This is a genomic window from Bradyrhizobium sp. USDA 4449 (assembly GCF_054056275.1).
The window spans coordinates 1609241-1626941 of record NZ_JBSRYD010000001.1; the positions used below are offsets into that span (position 1 = coordinate 1609241).

Annotated in this window: 14 protein-coding genes, 1 tRNA gene and 1 pseudogene; 7 read left to right on the forward strand and 9 right to left on the reverse strand. The window is 63.8% G+C overall.

Annotated features, from left to right (window positions below):
• Positions 1-55: 55 nt before the first annotated feature.
• From recQ to ACVIIW_RS07705, 4 genes and pseudogenes are all read right to left on the reverse strand, one after another.
• A complete protein-coding gene (recQ, locus tag ACVIIW_RS07690) occupies positions 56-1915 on the reverse strand; it encodes a DNA helicase RecQ (RefSeq protein ID WP_456700192.1) in 1860 nt (619 codons plus the stop codon).
• A 101-nt stretch (positions 1916-2016) separates the two neighbouring features.
• Positions 2017-2760, reverse strand: coding sequence for a polysaccharide deacetylase family protein (locus tag ACVIIW_RS07695; protein WP_456700193.1), 744 nt, complete (start codon positions 2758-2760; stop codon positions 2017-2019).
• A 124-nt stretch (positions 2761-2884) separates the two neighbouring features.
• The gene (gene metA / locus ACVIIW_RS07700; RefSeq protein ID WP_456700194.1) at positions 2885-3886 is read right to left on the reverse strand and encodes a homoserine O-succinyltransferase MetA; all 1002 of its coding nucleotides are present in this window, start codon (positions 3884-3886) and stop codon (positions 2885-2887) included.
• A gap of 11 nt (positions 3887-3897) precedes the next feature.
• Positions 3898-5197 (reverse strand): annotated as a pseudogene (locus ACVIIW_RS07705) (O-acetylhomoserine aminocarboxypropyltransferase/cysteine synthase family protein).
• A 334-nt stretch (positions 5198-5531) separates the two neighbouring features.
• On the opposite strand from ACVIIW_RS07705, the gene ACVIIW_RS07710 reads away from it, so the two are divergent.
• Positions 5532-6632, forward strand: coding sequence for a cellulase family glycosylhydrolase (locus tag ACVIIW_RS07710; protein WP_456700195.1), 1101 nt, complete (start codon positions 5532-5534; stop codon positions 6630-6632).
• A 118-nt stretch (positions 6633-6750) separates the two neighbouring features.
• Here ACVIIW_RS07710 and ACVIIW_RS07715 read toward each other — a convergent pair whose 3' ends face one another.
• Both ACVIIW_RS07715 and ACVIIW_RS07720 read right to left on the reverse strand, forming a co-directional pair.
• On the reverse strand, positions 6751-7641 hold the full coding sequence (locus ACVIIW_RS07715) for a LysR family transcriptional regulator (protein ID WP_456700196.1): 891 nt from the start codon (positions 7639-7641) through the stop codon (positions 6751-6753).
• A 90-nt stretch (positions 7642-7731) separates the two neighbouring features.
• On the reverse strand, positions 7732-8925 hold the full coding sequence (locus ACVIIW_RS07720) for a MurR/RpiR family transcriptional regulator (RefSeq protein WP_456705108.1): 1194 nt from the start codon (positions 8923-8925) through the stop codon (positions 7732-7734).
• On the opposite strand from ACVIIW_RS07720, the gene ACVIIW_RS07725 reads away from it, so the two are divergent.
• From ACVIIW_RS07725 to ACVIIW_RS07745, 5 genes are all read left to right on the forward strand, one after another.
• The gene (locus ACVIIW_RS07725; protein WP_456700197.1) at positions 8924-10465 is read left to right on the forward strand and encodes an ABC transporter substrate-binding protein; all 1542 of its coding nucleotides are present in this window, start codon (positions 8924-8926) and stop codon (positions 10463-10465) included. The two genes, ACVIIW_RS07720 and ACVIIW_RS07725, sit on opposite strands and share 2 nt — an antisense overlap.
• Before the next feature lie 81 nt (positions 10466-10546).
• On the forward strand, positions 10547-11491 hold the full coding sequence (locus ACVIIW_RS07730) for an ABC transporter permease (protein ID WP_456700198.1): 945 nt from the start codon (positions 10547-10549) through the stop codon (positions 11489-11491).
• Positions 11488-12348 carry an ABC transporter permease gene (locus ACVIIW_RS07735; RefSeq protein ID WP_456700199.1) on the forward strand — a complete coding sequence of 287 codons (861 nt, stop codon included), beginning with the start codon at positions 11488-11490 and terminating at the stop codon, positions 12346-12348. Before ACVIIW_RS07730 ends, ACVIIW_RS07735 begins: the two co-directional genes overlap by 4 nt.
• Before the next feature lie 3 nt (positions 12349-12351).
• Entirely contained in the window at positions 12352-13326 is a 975-nt protein-coding gene (locus ACVIIW_RS07740) for an ABC transporter ATP-binding protein (RefSeq protein ID WP_456700200.1), read from the forward strand.
• On the forward strand, positions 13323-14273 hold the full coding sequence (locus ACVIIW_RS07745) for an ABC transporter ATP-binding protein (RefSeq protein WP_456700201.1): 951 nt from the start codon (positions 13323-13325) through the stop codon (positions 14271-14273). The genes ACVIIW_RS07740 and ACVIIW_RS07745 overlap by 4 nt, the downstream gene beginning before the upstream one ends.
• A gap of 245 nt (positions 14274-14518) precedes the next feature.
• On the opposite strand, the gene ACVIIW_RS07750 is transcribed toward ACVIIW_RS07745, so the two are convergent.
• Positions 14519-14608, reverse strand: a tRNA-Ser gene (locus ACVIIW_RS07750).
• Positions 14609-14805: 197 nt separating this feature from the next.
• On the opposite strand from ACVIIW_RS07750, the gene ACVIIW_RS07755 reads away from it, so the two are divergent.
• Positions 14806-15147, forward strand: coding sequence for a hypothetical protein (locus tag ACVIIW_RS07755; protein ID WP_456700202.1), 342 nt, complete (start codon positions 14806-14808; stop codon positions 15145-15147).
• A gap of 44 nt (positions 15148-15191) precedes the next feature.
• Here the strand turns inward: ACVIIW_RS07755 and ACVIIW_RS07760 are convergent, their stop codons facing one another.
• Together ACVIIW_RS07760 and otsB are read right to left on the reverse strand one after the other, a co-directional pair.
• The gene (locus ACVIIW_RS07760) at positions 15192-16655 is read right to left on the reverse strand and encodes a trehalose-6-phosphate synthase (protein WP_456700203.1); all 1464 of its coding nucleotides are present in this window, start codon (positions 16653-16655) and stop codon (positions 15192-15194) included.
• Between the two features lie 223 nt (positions 16656-16878).
• On the reverse strand, positions 16879-17700 hold the full coding sequence (otsB, locus tag ACVIIW_RS07765; RefSeq protein WP_456700204.1) for a trehalose-phosphatase: 822 nt from the start codon (positions 17698-17700) through the stop codon (positions 16879-16881).
• Between the last annotated feature and the right edge of the window lies 1 nt (position 17701).

Consider the following 17701-nt stretch of genomic DNA (forward strand, 5'->3'; position numbering starts at 1 on the left):
CCCGGGGCGCGACGAAGTCGCGAGCCCGGGATGATGACGTTGGCAGGAGGACGGCCTACCGCGTCCGGACGATCTGCAGCAACTCCTCGCCGTAGTGCTCGAGCTTCTTGTCGCCGATCCCAGGGATGTTGCGCAGCTCGTCGAGCGTGGTCGGCCAGGCCCGGACGATGCCATCGATGGTGGCATCGTGCAGCACGACATAGGCAGGCACGCCGCGCTCGCGCGCCACATCCGAGCGCCAGGACCGCAAGCGCGCACGCAATTCCGGATCGACATCGCCCTGCGACGCACTGGCCGCAGGCGCCAAATCGCCACGGCGCGGCTTCGTCCGGCCGGCGCGGACGCGCGCGGAGGGCGCCTCCTCGCGCAGCCAGACCTCGGTCTCGCCGCGCAGGACGCCGCGCGCAGAGTCGGTCAGCTTCAGCGCGCCGAAGGCCTCGCTGTCGGCCCGCAAATGCCCCATCGCCACCAGCTGTCGCAGCACGGTGCGCCATTGCTTCTCGTTGAGCTCGCGCCCGATGCCGAACACCGACAGCTTGTCGTGGCCGAACTGCGTCACCTTCTCGGTCAGGCGCCCGATCAGCACGTCGATCAGGTGCATCGCGCCGAAACGTTGTCCGGTGCGGTAGGCGCAGGACAGGAGCTTCTGCGCCAGCACCTTGCCGTCGCGCATCTTTGGCGGCGTCAGGCAGTTGTCGCAATTCCCGCAGCTCTCGCCATGCTGTGTTTCGCCGAAATAGGCAAGCAGCCGTCTGCGCCGGCACTGTGCGGTCTCGGCGAGACCGACCAGCGCATCGAGCTTGCCGATCGACACGCGCTTGAAGTCATCGGACCCACTGGACTCATCGATCATCCGGCGTTGCTGCACGATGTCGGAGAGGCCATAGGCCATCCAGGCTGCGGACGGCTTGCCGTCGCGCCCCGCGCGCCCGGTCTCCTGATAATAGGCCTCGATGCTCTTGGGTAGGTCGAGATGGGCGACGAACCGCACGTCCGGCTTGTCGATGCCCATGCCGAAGGCGATGGTCGCGACGATGACGATGCCGTCCTCATTGAGGAAGCGATCCTGGTTGCGCGAGCGCACACTGCCGTCCAGTCCGGCGTGATAGGGCAGCGCTGCAATACCGGCGTCATCCAGCGCGGCGGCGACCTCCTCGACGCGATTGCGGGAGAGGCAATAGACCACACCGGCATCGCCGGCATGACGCTCCCGGATGAAGTCCTTGAGCTGCGACACCGCATTGCGCTTGTCGACGATCTCGTACCGGATGTTGGGCCGGTCGAAGCTCGAGACGAATTGCGGGCTGTCCGTCAGCTGGAGCCGCTGGACGATCTCCTTGCGCGTCAATTCGTCGGCGGTCGCGGTCAGCGCGATCCGCGGCACGTCGGGAAACCGCTCCGCGATGATCGAGAGGCCGACATATTCGGGACGGAAGTCGTGGCCCCATTGCGAGACGCAATGCGCCTCGTCGATCGCGAACAGCGCCACCTTGGCCTGCGCCAACATCGAGAGGCAGCGCGGCGTCACCAAACGTTCCGGCGCGACATAGAGCAGGTCGAGATCGCCCGCGATCAGGCGACGCTCGATCTCCGAGGCTTCCTGCGAAGACAACGACGAGTTCAGCGCGGCGGCGTTGACGCCGGCCTCGATCAGACCCGCGACCTGATCGCGCATCAGCGCGATCAGCGGCGAGACCACGATGCCGCAGCCCTCGCGCAACAGCGACGGCAATTGATAACATAGCGACTTGCCGCCGCCGGTCGGCATCAGCACCAGGCAATTGCCGCCATCGGTGACGTGCCTGACGATCTCGCCCTGTGCCCCGCGAAAGCCCGGCAGGCCGAACACCGAATGCAGCACGGACAGCGCATCGCGGCCATCGGACGGCGCCGGCGCGGTTGAAGAGGGGGACATGGGCGCGTCGCGGGGTTTCGAGAGATTCGTCACGACGCCAGTCGCATGGCGGGGCTGGCGTTGCAAGTCCATCTTTCCCTCGAGCGGGGCAAGGCGAAAAGCTACGCCCCGATCCTGCGCAGGGCCTCGGCGACCGTCACAATCGGCATGCCGCGCGTCGCGGCGGCCTTCAGCGCATGACGCAGCAGCGCCGGGGTGCAGCCATAGGGGCTCGGTGCGTCGACGACATCATGGCCGTAAAAGATCAGCCAGCCGCCGCTTGCGACCGCCTCGTCAAAATAGCGGTCGACGCCATCAGCATCGATCTCGCAATTGACCAGCGGCGAAGCGCGCAGGAACTGGAGATCGATCACGTTGCTGTTGACGCCGGGAAGAATACCGCGCGCCGAGCGGAAGGTCTTGGCGAGTTGCGGCTTTCGCCAGACCGAGGCGAGACCATAGGGATAAGCGAAATTCTCGAGCCGGATCGAGGAATCGATGCCGAGAAAATAGCTGCGGTTGCGTTCGATCTCGCGCGCCATCGCGCTCTCGTCGAGATCGACCGCGCGCCGATGCGAAAACGTGTGGCAGCCGATCTCGTGACCGCTCCGATGCAACCGAATGATCGCATCGCTCGACAGGCCGTGCCAATGATCGCCAGGCTGATCAATCAGGCTGCCGGCGAGATAGAACGTGCCGTACCCACCATGCGCTTCCAGCATCGCGGCGCCCTCGCCTGCCGCACTATCGGGGGCATCATCGAAGGTGAAGCTCACCATCGGCGCGTGGGCCGGCAAACGGTGCGGCGCGGCGCGGAAATGCCGAGCCAGCCGATTGCTCAAGCGTCCGTTGAGAGTCGACAGCACGGGTGCATTCCCTGTGATTCCAATATTTCCATACTGAAACATCTGCGCGCCATCGAAGGCAAGTTTAACGCTTGGGTAATCCTAACGCGGAACCTGATTCCAACGCGGAACCAACGGCCCCAAATCAGCGCGCGAGCAACGGAGCATCCGTGTCCGCACCGAGATAATGCAGCCAATTGCGGAAAAGCGCTGCGGCGGCGCTGCCTGCGGCAATGTCCGTACGCAAAGTCAGTGCGGGCAGCTCGTTGGTCAGCGCAGGATGGCGCTGGTGCTTGGCGCGCTTTTCGAAGCGCGCCAGCTTCGCTTCGGTCGCTGCGTCAAAATAGCCCACCGGCAGCGCGGGATAGACCTCGCGCTCCCTGGCCAGGTAGCGGCCGATGTCACGCAGATATTCCCGCTGCAGCGAGAGCGCGTCATACTCAGGGTGGCCCTGGAAGAACACGAACCGGCTGGCGTATTGCCTGACGAAGATGTCGACGCCGGCCCGGGCCGACCGGGTCAGCACCTGATAGCCGGCCCGCGCGAGATCGTGCTCCGTGACTTCGTTCAAGCGTGAATGCGAGACCTTGAGCGGCGCCGGCGCATTGCGCGTCAATGCGTCACTGTTCACCGTCTCGCAGTCGAAGATGCCGTGACATTTGGACGGCAGCCGCCGTCGTCCGATGCGATCAAGATGCAGCACCGCCGCATGGGCGGCGAGGCATGACCAGATCGTCGAACGCGTATTGATCCTGGCCCAGTCGATCAGCTCGGTGAGATCGCGCCAGTACGGCTCCTGGTCGAGCTCAGGTGCGACCGGCTCGGCGCCAGTCACGATCAGCCCGTCGAATTTCTGACGCCTGAGATCGGAGAGATCGCAATATTCGCTCTCGACATGCCATTTCGCTTCCGGCGAGCGCTTGACCGACGGCAACGAAAAGCAACGGAAGCGGATGCGGCGCGACCCTGCGGCAGCCTGGAGCAGTCTCATGAACTGCCGCTCGGTCGCCTTCAGCGCCGCATCGGGCATATTGTTGATCAACCCGATGGTCAACTCGGCGCCGCCGCGATCGCGCGCGAGATCACCCTCTGCCGGAACCAGCGCCGGGCTTGCGATACCTTGATCCCTGGCGATCAAGACGCTCATCGACCGTTTGCCTACTCCGCGGCCTCGAGACGCGCAGCCGGGCAGGCCTTTTCCAAGGCTTGGTCGATGTCCTCGATGATGTCGGAGGCATGCTCGATCCCGATCGAGAGGCGGATGGTTTCGGGCAGCACTCCGGCGATGCGCTGATGCTCCGGCGGCATTTGCCGGTGCGTGGTCGAAGCCGGGTGGCAGGCCAACGACTTGGCATCACCAATGTTGACAAGGCGAGTGATCAGCTTCAGCGCGTCATAAAAGGTCTTGCCGGCTTCCATGCCCCCCTTGATGCCGAACGTGAACAGCGATGAAGCATTGCCGCCGAGGTATTTCTGGACCAGCGGATAGTATGGGCTGTCCGGGAAGCCCGTGTAGTTCACCCAGGCGACGCGGGGATCCTTGCGCAGGAATTCGGCGACCTTGCGGGCGTTCTCGCAGTGGCGCTCCATGCGCAGCGCCACGGTCTCGATGCCCTGGAGCAGCAGGAAGGCGTTGAACGGCGACAGCACCGAGCCCATCGTGCGCTGATAGACGCTGCGCGCGCTCGATATAGGCGGTCTTGCCGAAGCGCTCGGCATAGACGAGGCCGTGATAGGACGCGTCCGGCTCATTGTAGGCCGGGAAGCGGTCAGCATGCGCAGCCCAGGGGAAGTTGCCGGAATCGACGATGGCGCCGCCGAGCGTGGTGCCGTGGCCGCCCAGGAACTTGGTCAGCGAGTGCACGGCGATATCCGCACCGTAATCGAACGGCTTGAGCAGGATGGGCGTGGCAACCGTGTTGTCGACGATCAGCGGCACGCCATGCGCATGCGCGACCTTGGCCAGCGCCTCGATGTCGCAAACATTCCCGGCGGGATTGCCGATGGTCTCGGCGAACACGGCGCGGGTGTTCTCGTCGATAAGCTTTGCGATTGCATCAGGCGCGTCGCTCTCGGCGAAGCGGCCCGTGATGCCCTGGCGCGGGAGAATGTGGGAGAGCAGCGTGTGCGTCGTGCCGTAGAGCTGCGGCACGGACACGATGTTGCCGCCGTGGTCGGCGACATTGACCAGGGCGAAGTGCAGCGCTGCCTGGCCGGTCGCAACCGCGAGTGCACCGACACCACCTTCGAGCTGTGCGATGCGCTTCTCAAGCACGGCGCTGGTCGGATTGGCGATGCGGCTGTAACGGAAACCTTCGGCCTCGAGATTGAAGAGCGCCGCGCCGTGGTCGGCGCTGTCGAAGGCGTAGGCGGCGGTCTGGTAGATCGGCACGGCGACCGCGTGCGTGGTGGCTTCGGGCTCATAGCCGGCGTGAATAGCGATCGTCTCGTTGCGCATCGTACCACCTCCGCATGGAGCGGGCCGCACTCATTGGCCTGTATGAGGCATGTGCGTTGTCCGTCCCTTCTCTGTTAGAGGCGGGGGGTAAAGCGGACAATAATTCGCTTAGACATCGAGGAAGTAACCCTAACGATTGTTGGCGAATTGGCTAAAACCTGAATCAATTTGGATGAAATGGGAACAGGTCAGACCATCGTCTCCAGGCGCGTCCGCATGATCCCGCACGGCTATGGTCGGCCGCCGGCCCGCATTCATCCCCCGTACATGCGAGTTCGGCACCATGGCGCGTGCAACGTCGCTGTGGGGAAAGCCCTGATCGATGTACAAGAAAATGGTGCTGCCGCCCAACCTTGCCATCATGTTGCGGGCTCTCGCACGATTGAGCCTCGCATTCACCCTGTTTGCGCCGCCCACCGCTTTCGCTGCCCAGAACGTCACGCTCAAGGGCCGCGAGTTCTTTCTCGACGGCAAGCCGTGGCTGCCCAAGGGGATCGATGTCGAAGCGCTCAATCGACCGCTCGGCAATTACGAGTCCGCGTCCCTGCAGGAATCGGCGAAGCAAGTGCGCCAGTATTGGGGGCCGGCGGAAATCGGGGCGATCAAGAACGTCTTTGGTGCTCAGGCGATTCGCCTGACCATCAGTCAGCCTGGACTTGATCCACAATCAGCCATCTACTCGGCGGCCTATCGTGACGAGGTGCTGAAGGTCATTCGGCAGGCACGCGCCGGCGGCCTTGTCGTCATTCCGAACATGGACGCACAGGGCGAAAATGGCGTGCCGAACCTGCCTTGCATGCCCAACGACAGCACGACGCGGGCCTGGAAGACGCTTGCTCCGTCTCTCATCGATGATCCCGGCGTGATGTTCGAACTGTTCAACGAGCCGTGCCGGGCCGACTGGGATGAGGCGCGCAAGGAATGGGCGAGCGAAATGCAGGTCCTCGTCGATATGTTCAGAGCGATGGGGGCTCGCAACATCCTGCTGTTGGATGGACTGGGCTACGCGCAATGGACGAATGACCTGTTCCCGCTCGTGCACGACTCCCTTCCCGATCGGCTCGCCCTGGCCGTCCATCCTTACCTGGACGGCTTGAAGAAGGAGCCGACGGCGACGCCGGAATCCTATTTCAGCGCGCACTTTGGTCGGGACGCCGCCAGCTATCCGATCATCGCCACCGAATGGAATGCAGTCGAGACGAACGGTTGCGTCGATGGACCGCTGCCTGAAATCGCCCTGTCCCTGGTGCGCTATCTGGAGCACATGCACATCGGATTGATCGGCTGGGCGATCGATTCCGAACACGGCAAGCTGGTCAAAGACCACATTCATTTCGAACCGACCAACTACGACGATTTTCAGGGATGCTCGGGCAAGAACGGCCCGAACATCTCGGGCGCCGGCCGGCTGCTGGCCGCGTTTCCGAACAATTGATGCCGTTTCATCGAACCAAGCCCCATGTAGCGGATGCGGACGTGGCTCACGTCCTGCGCCACCACAGGTCACCGAAAAGCTCTTCGCCGGGCTGAGATGCCGCGGGCGAGGCCGCGTCCTAATCGATGAAAGCCGCGAGTTCCTCGGGCGTGCCGGAGGGGAAGGCATTCTTCAAGAAATCGAGAAACGCCGACACGCGGGCGCTCAGCAATCTGCGTGACGGGTAAAGCGCCCAGAGCGCGATTTCCGGTCCCTCGACATCGCCCCAATGGATGAGCCTGCCGGCGCTCAGATCGTGACTGACGAGCGACACCGGGAGGCGGGCGGCGCCGACGCCGGCGCGGACAGCATCGCGAATCATGATGAGCGACGACAGGCGAAGCACCGGAGCGGTCGTGATCCGGACTTTCCTGCCCCGTGCAGTCACGTCCCAGGCAGGGTTCAGATCACCTGCCCCCCGCACGACGGCCGGAACGGCGCGATCGGCCTTCGGCCTCCTCAGGTCGGGGCCGGCGACGACCACCAGCCGGTCCCGCATCAGAACCCGTCCGACGAGCGTTTCATCCGGATCCGGATTGACCCTGATCACGAGGTCGTAGCCTTCCTCGATCATGTCGACGGAACGATCCTCCGTCGTGACCTCGAGCCGGACATCGGGGTATTTCAGCGCGAAGCCGGCGGCGAGCTTTCCCATTGCTGTCTGCGAGAAGAGCAGGGGTGCACTGACCCGCAGCCTGCCTCGCGGCTTGTCGCTACCAGACGAGATCGACGCCGTCGTGTCATCAAGTTCGGCGAGCAACGCAGCGGTCCGCTCATGAAGCGCACGCCCTTCCTGCGTGAGCTTCAACGTGCGCGTTCCGCGCTCGAAGAGACGCAGGTCAAGGCTGCTCTCCAGTTCGGAGACGCGGCGAGAGAGCGTCGCCTTCGGCCGTCCAGACGCCCGGGCGGCCCGCCCGAAGCCTCCGTGCCGCGCGACGAGGTTGAAATCGGCGAGTGCCAGCAAATCCATGTCGTTCCACCAATGAGACGCCTTGTTGTTTTGTAGCGCATTCGGAGTTGCAGGCGGATTGCGATCGTAACCGGTGGCAGCCGCGCAGCTTCAATCGCCGAGCGGCCCATTCGAGTTGCCATCCGTGCCCTTCAGCAACTCGTATTTGATCCGCCGCATGCGGGCCTGCGCCTCGAGCGGCTTGCAATAGGCGGTCGAGGCGGCGAGCAGGTCGATGGCAGCGAGAATGGCATAGCGCGAGGCGGTCGGCTTGAGCGCGTCAGGCGCCTCGGGCACGTGTACGCCCAGCACGATATCGGCGATTGAAGCCAGCCGACTTCGCGGCTTGGTGATCGCGACGACAAGGGCGCCATATTGCCTGGCAATGGCCGCGGCCTCGATCACCTCCTTCGCCATCCCGGTCGTCGAAATCGCAACGACGACATCGTCCTGGCCGAGCGTCGCCGCGATCATGCGCATCAACCGGGGATCGGAGGCGTGGGAGACGGCGATGCCAAGGCGAAAGAACCGATTCTGAACCTCTGCTGCAGCGAGCGTCGAGCCGCCGCCTACGCCGAAGGCGGCAAGCTTCGAACAGCGGGAGATGGCTTCGGCGGCCTTCTCGATATCCTCTCTCGCCAGCCCTTCTTCGGCAGCCGCAATGGCGCGACGGATTTCCTGAAACACCGAACGCCAGAGCGCCGGTCGCGCCAGATCCGTCCCGACATGCGGGGGTGGCTCGATGTAGATCCGTCCAACCGCCATGGCTTGCGCCAGCCTGACCTTGAAGTCACGGACGCCGCGGCAACCGACAGAGCGACTGAACCGCGTGACGGTGGGTTCGCTGACGCGGGCGCGGTGGGCGAGCTCGGAATTGCTGGCGTGAATGGCAAATTCGACATCAGCCAGAACTACCGTCGCGACGCGTTGCTCCGATGGGCTGAGACCCGGCGCACTTTGTCTGATGACGGAGAGGATATCGCCTAGGACCAATTCCTCGGGGCTCGGCTGGGTCGCTGCCGCCGTTCGAGCGGTTCTCGCCGGGTGAATTCGCTTCGCGCGCGGCATTGCCCGCCTTCCTCGACCCCACATCGACCCGCGCCCGTTGGCCGGGAGCTCTCGTAAGAAACTTACTAAACAGGCCCGGCCGCGGTTCGCCTTTCGAACAATCCAGGCAATTTTGGGCTTGAAAGCTAGCATATCCTGTATGTAGCTTTCAAACAAAGGATAACGTGTTGCGGCACCCATGGCTGCAGCATGTCCGCTGCCTGCGATGGCGGTGGACCAAACGGGAGTGGTGAACATGAGACGCGCTCTCAATGTTTTGGCGCGTGGCGCCGTCGGGTTAACCGCCGCCTTGCTCCTGATGACGCAGGCGAGCGCCGCCACACTGCTTCGAGAAGCCACCGTCGGTGAGCCGCCGCCGCTCGATGTCATGTTGACGACAGCGGACGTCGCATCCGTCATCGGCCGCCACGTGTTCGAGACGCTGTATGCGCTGGACTCGACCTACACGCCACGCCCGCTGCTGGCCGAGAGCGCTCGCGAGGACGACGGCGGACGGACCATCGTCATCAAGCTCCGCGAGGGCGTTCTCTTCCACAACGGCAAGGAAATGACCGCGAAGGACGTCGTCGCCTCGATGACGCGCTGGGGTAATTACGGCGCACGGGGCAAGCTCCTGATGGCGACGGCCAGTTCCGTCGAGGCGACCGGGACTTACGAGGTCACGTTGAAATTGTCGGCACCGAATGGCGCCTGGAAGACACTCGTTGCGGACGTCAATGGCGGGCTCGCGATCTATCCGGAAGAGGTTGCAACCAATGCCGGCAATCGACCGATCGAGCAGAAGGACTATATCGGCACCGGTCCCTACAAGTTTGTGGAGTGGCGGCCGAACCGGTATGTCGAGGTCGAGAGATTCGACGGCTACAAGCCGGTGAAGGACAAGGCCGACGGCTTCGCCGGCGCCCGCGTCGCCGTGTTCGACAAGATCCGGTTCATCCCGGTGCCCGATGTCGGCACGCGGGTGAGCGGCGTGCAGGCGGGCGACTATGACTATGCGGAAATGATCTCCGGCGATCTCTACGAATCGCTGAGCAAGGACGCGTCGGTCCAGGTGCAGCGGACCAATGCGCCGATCTTCGGCCTGTTCTTCATGAACTCCAAGCAGGGCATCCTGAAGGAGAATTACAAGCTCCGCCTCGCCATCCAGACCGCGCTTGACAAGTCGCAGGCCCTGCGCGTGGCCTTCGGCCCCAAGGACCTCTGGAATGCCGAGGGATCGATCTTCCCCAAGGGCACGCCTTGGTACTCGAGCGAGGGTGTCGCCAGCTACAGCCCTCACGATCCAAAGAAGGCCGCGGAGCTCGCCAAGCAGGCGGGCTACACGGGGTCTCCCATCCGCCTCCTGGTCTCGACGAACTACCAGGCGCATTATGACGAAGCCTCCGTCTTCACCCGCCAGCTGGCCGACGCCGGAATCAATGTTCAGATGATGGTCGTCGATTGGGCGACCCTCCTGAAGATGCGAGGCCAGCCCGAACAATGGGACATCTTTGTCACCCACCATTCGTTCTCGGCCGACCCGCTGCTCCTCACATTCCTGAATGCGAGTTATCCCGGTTGGTGGGACAGCGCCGAGATCAGCTCGCTTCGGACAGAGTTGATCAGCTCGACCGATCCGGCCGCACGCAAGGCGACATGGGACAAGATCCAGGCGCTGATCTATGATCAGGTGCCGGTCATGAAGGTGGGCGATGCCTACACCTATGACATCGCCTCGCCCAAGCTCAAGGGGCTCAATCCGAACGGCCCCGCCTTCTGGAACGTATCGGCGAAATAGGGAGCGCGGGACGAAAGCCCTGGGGACGATGAGCGCCCGCAATCGTCGCGCGTCGTCGCCGTTGATCAGCCGCACAATCACATGTGGTCATTTGCACTCAAGCGCGCGGGAACGACGGCGGTGACGCTCGTGGCGGCGTCGGTCATGATTTTCGCCTTCATCCATGTCGTGCCCGGCGACCCCATCTATGTCTTGCTCGGCGACACCGCGACGCCCGACCAGATCGACGCATTGCGGCATCAGCTCGGTCTCGATCAACCGATCATCCTGCAATATCTGACCTGGGCGGGCCACGTGCTCGAGGGCGACCTCGGGCGATCGATCTTCTTCCAGGCGCCCGTCACTTCGGTGATCGCCGATGGCGCCGAAACCAGCGTCCTGCTCGCCACTTTGACGATGATCTGGGTCGCCTTGATCGGGGTCCCGGTCGGGGTGATTGCAGCAGTCCGGCACGGCACCTGGCTTGACCAGGGCCTGTCGGGCGCGGCGATGCTGATGGCCTCGATCCCAACGTTCTGGGTCGGGCTCTATCTGATCCTGATCTTTGCCGCCTGGCTCGGCTGGTTTCCGAGCTCCGGCTATCCGTCGATCTTCGAAGGCGGCGTGATCAACCTGCGCTATCTCGTTCTTCCCAGCCTGGCGCTGGCGGCTCCGAATGCCGCGCTGATCCTGCGGCTGACGCGCGCCAGCATGCTGGATGTCTCGCGCGAGGATTACGTGCGCACTGCCCGAGCCAAGGGAATCCGGCCATGGCAGGTGGTGCGCCGACACATCCTGCGCAATGCGCTGTTGGCCGTCGTCTCGGCATTCGGCTTCACCTTCGCGGCGCTGCTCTCCGAAGCCGTGGTGACGGAAACCGTGTTTGCCCTGCCGGGCATCGGCCGCCTCGTCGTTCAATCGATCCTGCGCCGCGACTACCCGGTGATTCAGGGCGTCATCCTGGTCATCGTCGTCGCCTATCTGCTGATCAACTTGCTTGTCGACCTCAGCTACCGTGTGCTCGATCCCAGGGTTGAACTGCAATGAGCCGCGACGCCGCGATCGTTTGGCTGAAGCCATTCATCGCCCGCCCGATCGCGCTGGCGGGACTGGGCATCCTCTCGACGACGGTGCTCGCTGCGCTCTTTGCACCCTGGCTGTCGCCTTACGATCCCAATGCCATCGATCCGGTGATCCGCCTGACGCCGCCGAACGCGATCCATTGGTTCGGAACCGACCAGTTCGGCAGGGACACCCTGTCACGCGTCATCCACTCTGCGCGAATGGCGCTGCTGATCGGATCTGGCGTGGTGCTCTTCGCCCTCGCGACGGGCGTGCCGGTCGGCATTCTGTCGGCCCTTTTCCCCCGTCTTGGTCATCTGCTGATGCGGATGGTCGACGTCCTGATGGCGTTCCCGACGCTGCTGCTCGCGCTCGGGCTGATCGTCATACTGGGGCCGAGTTTGACAAATGCCATTCTCGCCATCGGGCTCGGCTACATGACGACAACGACGCGCATCGTTTACGGCCTGACGCTGCGCCTGCGCGCCGAAACCTATGTCGAGGCATCCCGCAGCATGGGCGCCGGGACGATATGGCTCATCGGCAAGCACATCCTGCCGAACCTGATCTCGCCGCTTCTCGTCCAGGCGAGCTTCGTCTTTGCGTTTGCGCAGCTTGGCGCGGCGTCACTCGATTTTCTCGGCCTCGGCGCCCCGCCGGAAATTCCGAGCTGGGGCAACATGCTGGCGGAATCCCGCACCTTCATCACGCGCGCTCCCTGGCTGCTTTTTTTCCCGGGCATGATGATCGTGGCGACGGCATTCTCTCTGAACCTGGTCGGCGACGCCTTGCGCGACCGGCTCGATCCGCGGTTCCGTCAAGTCTTTGGCGAGAAGGGCTAGGCCGTGCTGACGGTTCGAGATCTCACGGTGTCATCGGGGCCGGCGACCGAACCGGTCGACATCGTCGCCGGTGTATCCTTTGACGTGGCCAAGGGCGAGATACTCGGTCTCGTCGGCGAGTCCGGCTGCGGCAAGAGCATGACCTCGCTCGCGGTCATGGGCTTGCTGCCGCAGCCCGGTCCGCGGGTTCGCGCCGGGCGGGTCGAGCTCGACGGCCGCGACGTGATCCAATTGCAGCCCTGGCAGCGCGTCGAAGCGGGGCACGGTCGCACGGCCATGATCTTTCAGGAGCCGATGACCTCGCTGAACCCGGTTCGCCGGATTGGCGATCAGATCGTCGAAGCCGTGCGGGTGCATGACAAAGTCTCCGCTGCCGCGGCGCTCTCCCGGGCGCGCGAGCTTCTCGAACTGGTGCGCATGCCCGACCCCGGAATGCAGCTGGCCGCCTACCCGCATCAATTGTCCGGCGGTCAGCGCCAACGGGTCATGATCGCGATTGCGCTGGCCTGCAGGCCTCAGGTTCTCATCGCCGACGAGCCGACCACCGCTTTGGACGTCACCATTCAGGTCCAAATTCTGGGCCTCCTGCGCGAGCTCTGCGGACGGCTCGAGATGGCGATCTTGTTCATCACCCACGACATGGGCGTGATTGCGCAACTCGCGGACCGCGTGGCCGTCATGTATGCCGGCCGGATCGTGGAAACCGCAGGGGTCGATGCGGTTTTCGGCAGTCCCCGCCACCACTATACGCGTGGATTGATGGACTGCATGCCGTCGCGAAACGCCGGCGCGCGTCGCCTGCCAACCGTATCGGGTCAGCCGCCGGCGCCCGGCGCGATAACGGCGGGCTGCGTTTTTGCTCCGCGCTGCGCAGCCGCGCGCGAACAGTGCCACGTGATGGCCCCGTCCCGCGTCCAGGTCTCGCAAGGGCACGACGTGCTCTGCGCCTTCCCGTTGAAAGGTGGAGAACCGGCGTGAGCGGGGACGACATTCTGCACGTGCGGGATCTCAAGGTTTCCTTCGCCGTCAGGCGCGCCGGCCGGAAATACCGGGTGCAGGCCGTCGACGGTGTGTCGCTCTCGTTGGCCGAGGGCGAGGTGCTCGGGATCGTCGGTGAATCCGGTTGCGGCAAAACCACCCTAGGCAGGGCCATTGTCGGGCTGGTCCAGGCCAACAGCGGCAGCATCAGGTTCAAGGGCGTCGATGCAATCGGCGCCGGCGGGACCGTCCGGCGCGCGATGCATCTGAACGTCCGGATGGTTTTCCAGGACCCCTACGCATCGCTCAATCCGCGGCGAACGATCGGGGACTCGGTGGCCGAGGCCGGAGACATCAACGGCATCTTCAGGGATCGTGCCGAGCGAAGCGCCATGATCGCCGAGACGTTGGCGGCCGTCGGTTTGAACCCGTCTTTCGCCGCTCGCTATCCCTACGAGCTGAGCGGCGGGCAGCGTCAGCGGGCCGGTATCGCCCGCGCCATCCTGCCTACGCCGTCCATCGTCGTCGCCGACGAGCCGGTCTCGGCCCTCGACGTATCCGTGCAGGCGCAGGTCTTGAATCTGATGATGGACCTGCGTGAGCAGCTGCGGCTGTCGATGCTCTTCATTTCCCACGACCTCGGCGTGATCGGACAGATCAGCGAGCGCGTCGTCGTGATGTATATGGGTCGCGTCGTGGAGCGAGGCAGGACGCGGACCGTCCTGGATCATCCCTTGCATCCTTACACACGCTCGCTCATCGCAGCCATTCCGCTGCCGGATCCATCGAAGCGGATCCTCGGCGCGATCGAAACCAGCGAACCACCAAGCCTCTTCACGCGGCCAAGCGGCTGTGCTTACGCTGCCCGGTGTCCCCTGGCCAGCGACCGCTGCCTGATCGACGTTCCGGAGCTTCGCTCCAGCGGCAATGACGAGAGAAACGTTTAGATGAGCGCGTCCACGGCTCCCCAAGCGCGTGAATTGCGGTGTAGCGTACCGACTCTGAGCGACCCGGGAGATAGGTGACAACTGCCGTGCCGAGCGCTACCGGGGCTCAACGCGCTGCCATGCCGGCCTGCCAGAAATGACTTCGACCTGGAGCGCAAAACCCTGCCCCCCGTTCGGCACGAGGTTGTCAGCCATGTCTTAGGTACGACCTGTTACCGATGTCTCCGGGCTGGACACCGCGCCAATGGCGGAGAGAGTGGGATTCGAACCCACGGTACGGTTTCCCGCACACACGCTTTCCAAGCGTGCGCCTTAAGCCACTCGGCCATCTCTCCGGAGCGCCCCTCTCTTGAAGGGGCGCCGGTCATTTTGCAAGGGATCGCGGGGAAATCGGGTGAATTTTCTGCAACTCATTGTATTTACAAACGATTCTCGGCTGACGCGCGACCGCCCGGAAGCATCTTTTGGCTGAACCGAGGGAGGGTTTGGTGCGACGATTCACTTGAAATCGCCAAACAGGACCGGGGACGCCATGACCATCCGCAAGACCATCGCCGGGTTGAGCCTGATTTTGGCCCTTGATGCGACCGTTACAGCGTCCGCCAACGCACAGGCCTGCATCCGACAGGGCGTCGACGTGACGTGCGATGACGGGCGGCGCGGGGTGCTTTCAGGCGATGCCATCCTCTGGCCAGACGGGACCCGCTCCAGCTCCACGCCGCACCAGAGCGTGATCATCGGCAACAAGAGCTCCGTGCATATCGGGCCAGGCGTGTTCGTCGGACAGGGCAAAGGCATGGTGCCGATGGATGATCCGAACGCGCCGAACAAACGGCAATGCGCGATTCTGGATGGCGTGTCGTATTGCTATTGAGGCTTACCGCTCCCCGCAAGAACGAGGAGAGGTCGCAGGCGCGCTTAGATCAATCGCACACCCGAGATCGCCGACTTCAGCCAGCGCAGCGCCTGCGGCGGCTGTGCGGCGAGCGGCGCAGCAGCGATCTTCCCGGTGCGGCACTTCTCCAGCTCGGCGACGAAATCCGACGACCATTGCTGGATGGTGTGTCCGCGTAACGTCTTCATCATCGCGTCCCAGCGCATCTTGCGCTCGGTGAGCGGCATCGCGGCAGCGATCGCGATCGCACGGGCCATGCCGTCGATGTCATGCGGATTGACCAGCAGCGCGGTATCGAGCTCATTGGCCGCTCCGGCGAATTTCGACAGCACCAGAACCCCGGGATCGGCCGGGTTCTGCGCGGCGACATATTCCTTGGCAACGAGATTCATGCCGTCATGCAACGGCGTCACCACCCCGATCTGCGCCGTGCGATACAGGCCCGCGAGAACAGCCTGGCTGAAGCCCTTGTTGAGGTAGCGGATCGGCGTCCAGTCAACCTCGCCATGGCGGCCGTTCACGTCGGTGACGAGGCGCGCGACGTCGTTCTGAAGATTGCCATAAGCCTCGATGCCGCCGCGCGACGGGTTGGCGATCTGCAGCAGCGAGATGCTTCGCGCGAACTGCGGCTGGTCGGTCCAGAGCCGATCGAACGCGCTGATGCGGTTGACTAGACCCTTGGAATAATCGAGCCGGTCGACGCCGATCGCGAGCCGCTCACCATTGAGGCTGCGACGCAGCCGCGAGACGTCGGGATGCGAGGCCGACTTCGCGGCATAGGCGGCGAACTTCTCCGCGTCGATGCCGATCGGGAACACTTCGCAGCGCGTGCGGCCGTACTGCGAGAGCACGACGCCGTCCTCGACGACGAGACCAAGTTCAGCGCCGGCGTAGGCAAGGAAATTCTCGCAGTCTGCTTCGGTCTGGAAACCGAGCAGGTCGTAAGCCAGCATCGCCGTAATCAGCTCGCGATGATTGGGCACGCCCTGCATCACCGCAGTAACCGGCCAGGGCGTGTGCAGGAAGAAGCCGATCGGGTCATCGACGCCGAGATCGCGCAGCTCCGCGCCGAGCGCGAGGAAATGATAATCCTGCACCCAAAACGCAGTCCGGGCTTTTCGGAAGCGCATCAGGGCACGCGCCATGAACGCGTTGACCTCGCGATAGCTGACATAGTCGTCGCGCGAGACGCGGATCAAATCGCTGCGCGAATGCAATGCCGGCCACAGCGCCGAGTTTGCGAACCCTTCGTAATAGCCGCCGTAATGTGCCGACGGCAGATCCAGCGTGGCAATCGCGCCGGAACCCAGCGCTTCGATCTCGGCGAACGGTTCCTTCTGATGGCCGTCGCGCACGCGACCGGAGGAACCCACCCAGATGGCCCCCGAATGCTCCACGACGGGAAGCAATGCGGCAGCGAGGCCACCCGTCATCGGCTCGTTAGGCTTACCGCGGGCAACTCGATTTGAAACGACAACCAAGTTCACAGGTCGTCCCCTCCTGTTCATTCCACCCGTTTAACTGCCGTTCATCAATATGGTTCCGGTCATCATTTCTACGAAATGAAACCAAAGTCAGGCGCGTGCGTTGGAACCAGTTTTCTTGAGGGAACCCGGCGATTTCATTCGAGAAAGACAGATTTCGCGCAGCATGAATGGTGCACGCAAGGAACTGCCCCGCGAGACAATGTGGCTGCGCGGTGATGCTGCCTTATTGCAGCCTTGTATCGTCGAGCAGGCGCGCAAGGAACGCGCGCACATCGTTCGGCGCATCGAAGTGACCGTTGACTCCGACGGCGCGCCGACCCACGGAGAAAGAAAGACCGTTCATGTCCGGCATGATGGCGAATACGGTTTCATCCGTGACGTCGTCGCCAATGAAGATCGGACGGCGCCCCCTGAATGGCTCATGCTTCATCAGCTCGCGCACGCCAGTCGCCTTGGTGAAACCGGAATGCTTGATCTCGCAAACGAACTTGCCGGGCAATATTTCGATCGGCGCATTGGGCAGATCCGCCCGGATCAGCGAGACGGCTTCGTAGATCGCCTTTTCGGCGTGGGGCGCGAGGCGGTAATGCAGCGCGAGCGAATAGCCCTTGTCCTCGAGCAGAATGCCGGGGCTGAGCTTTGCGATCGCCGCCAGCCGGCGCTTCAGCTCCTTGTCCATCGGCGGCGCGTGCACGTCGTCGGCTTCGTTGCCGACCGACAGGCGCATTTCCGCACCGTGACCGGCAACGGCGCGAAAGACGTCGGGCGCGAAGATCAGGTCGATGTCGTTGAGCGAACGCCCGCTGACCATCGCCAGCGCGCCCGAGGTGCGCTCCGCTAGCCGGTTCAGCGTCTCCGACAGGCCCGGCGGCACCCACACCTCGCGCGGCGTCGGCATCAGATCGAGCAGCGTCCCGTCGATATCGAGGAGGATCGCGGTTTCGTTGAGATGCGGGACGAGTGCATGAGGCACCGGCACGGCGTCGGGCGCTTCTTCATCCGGCATGGCGCGGTTCTGTTCCAGTTCAGCGAGTTCCGATTTCATA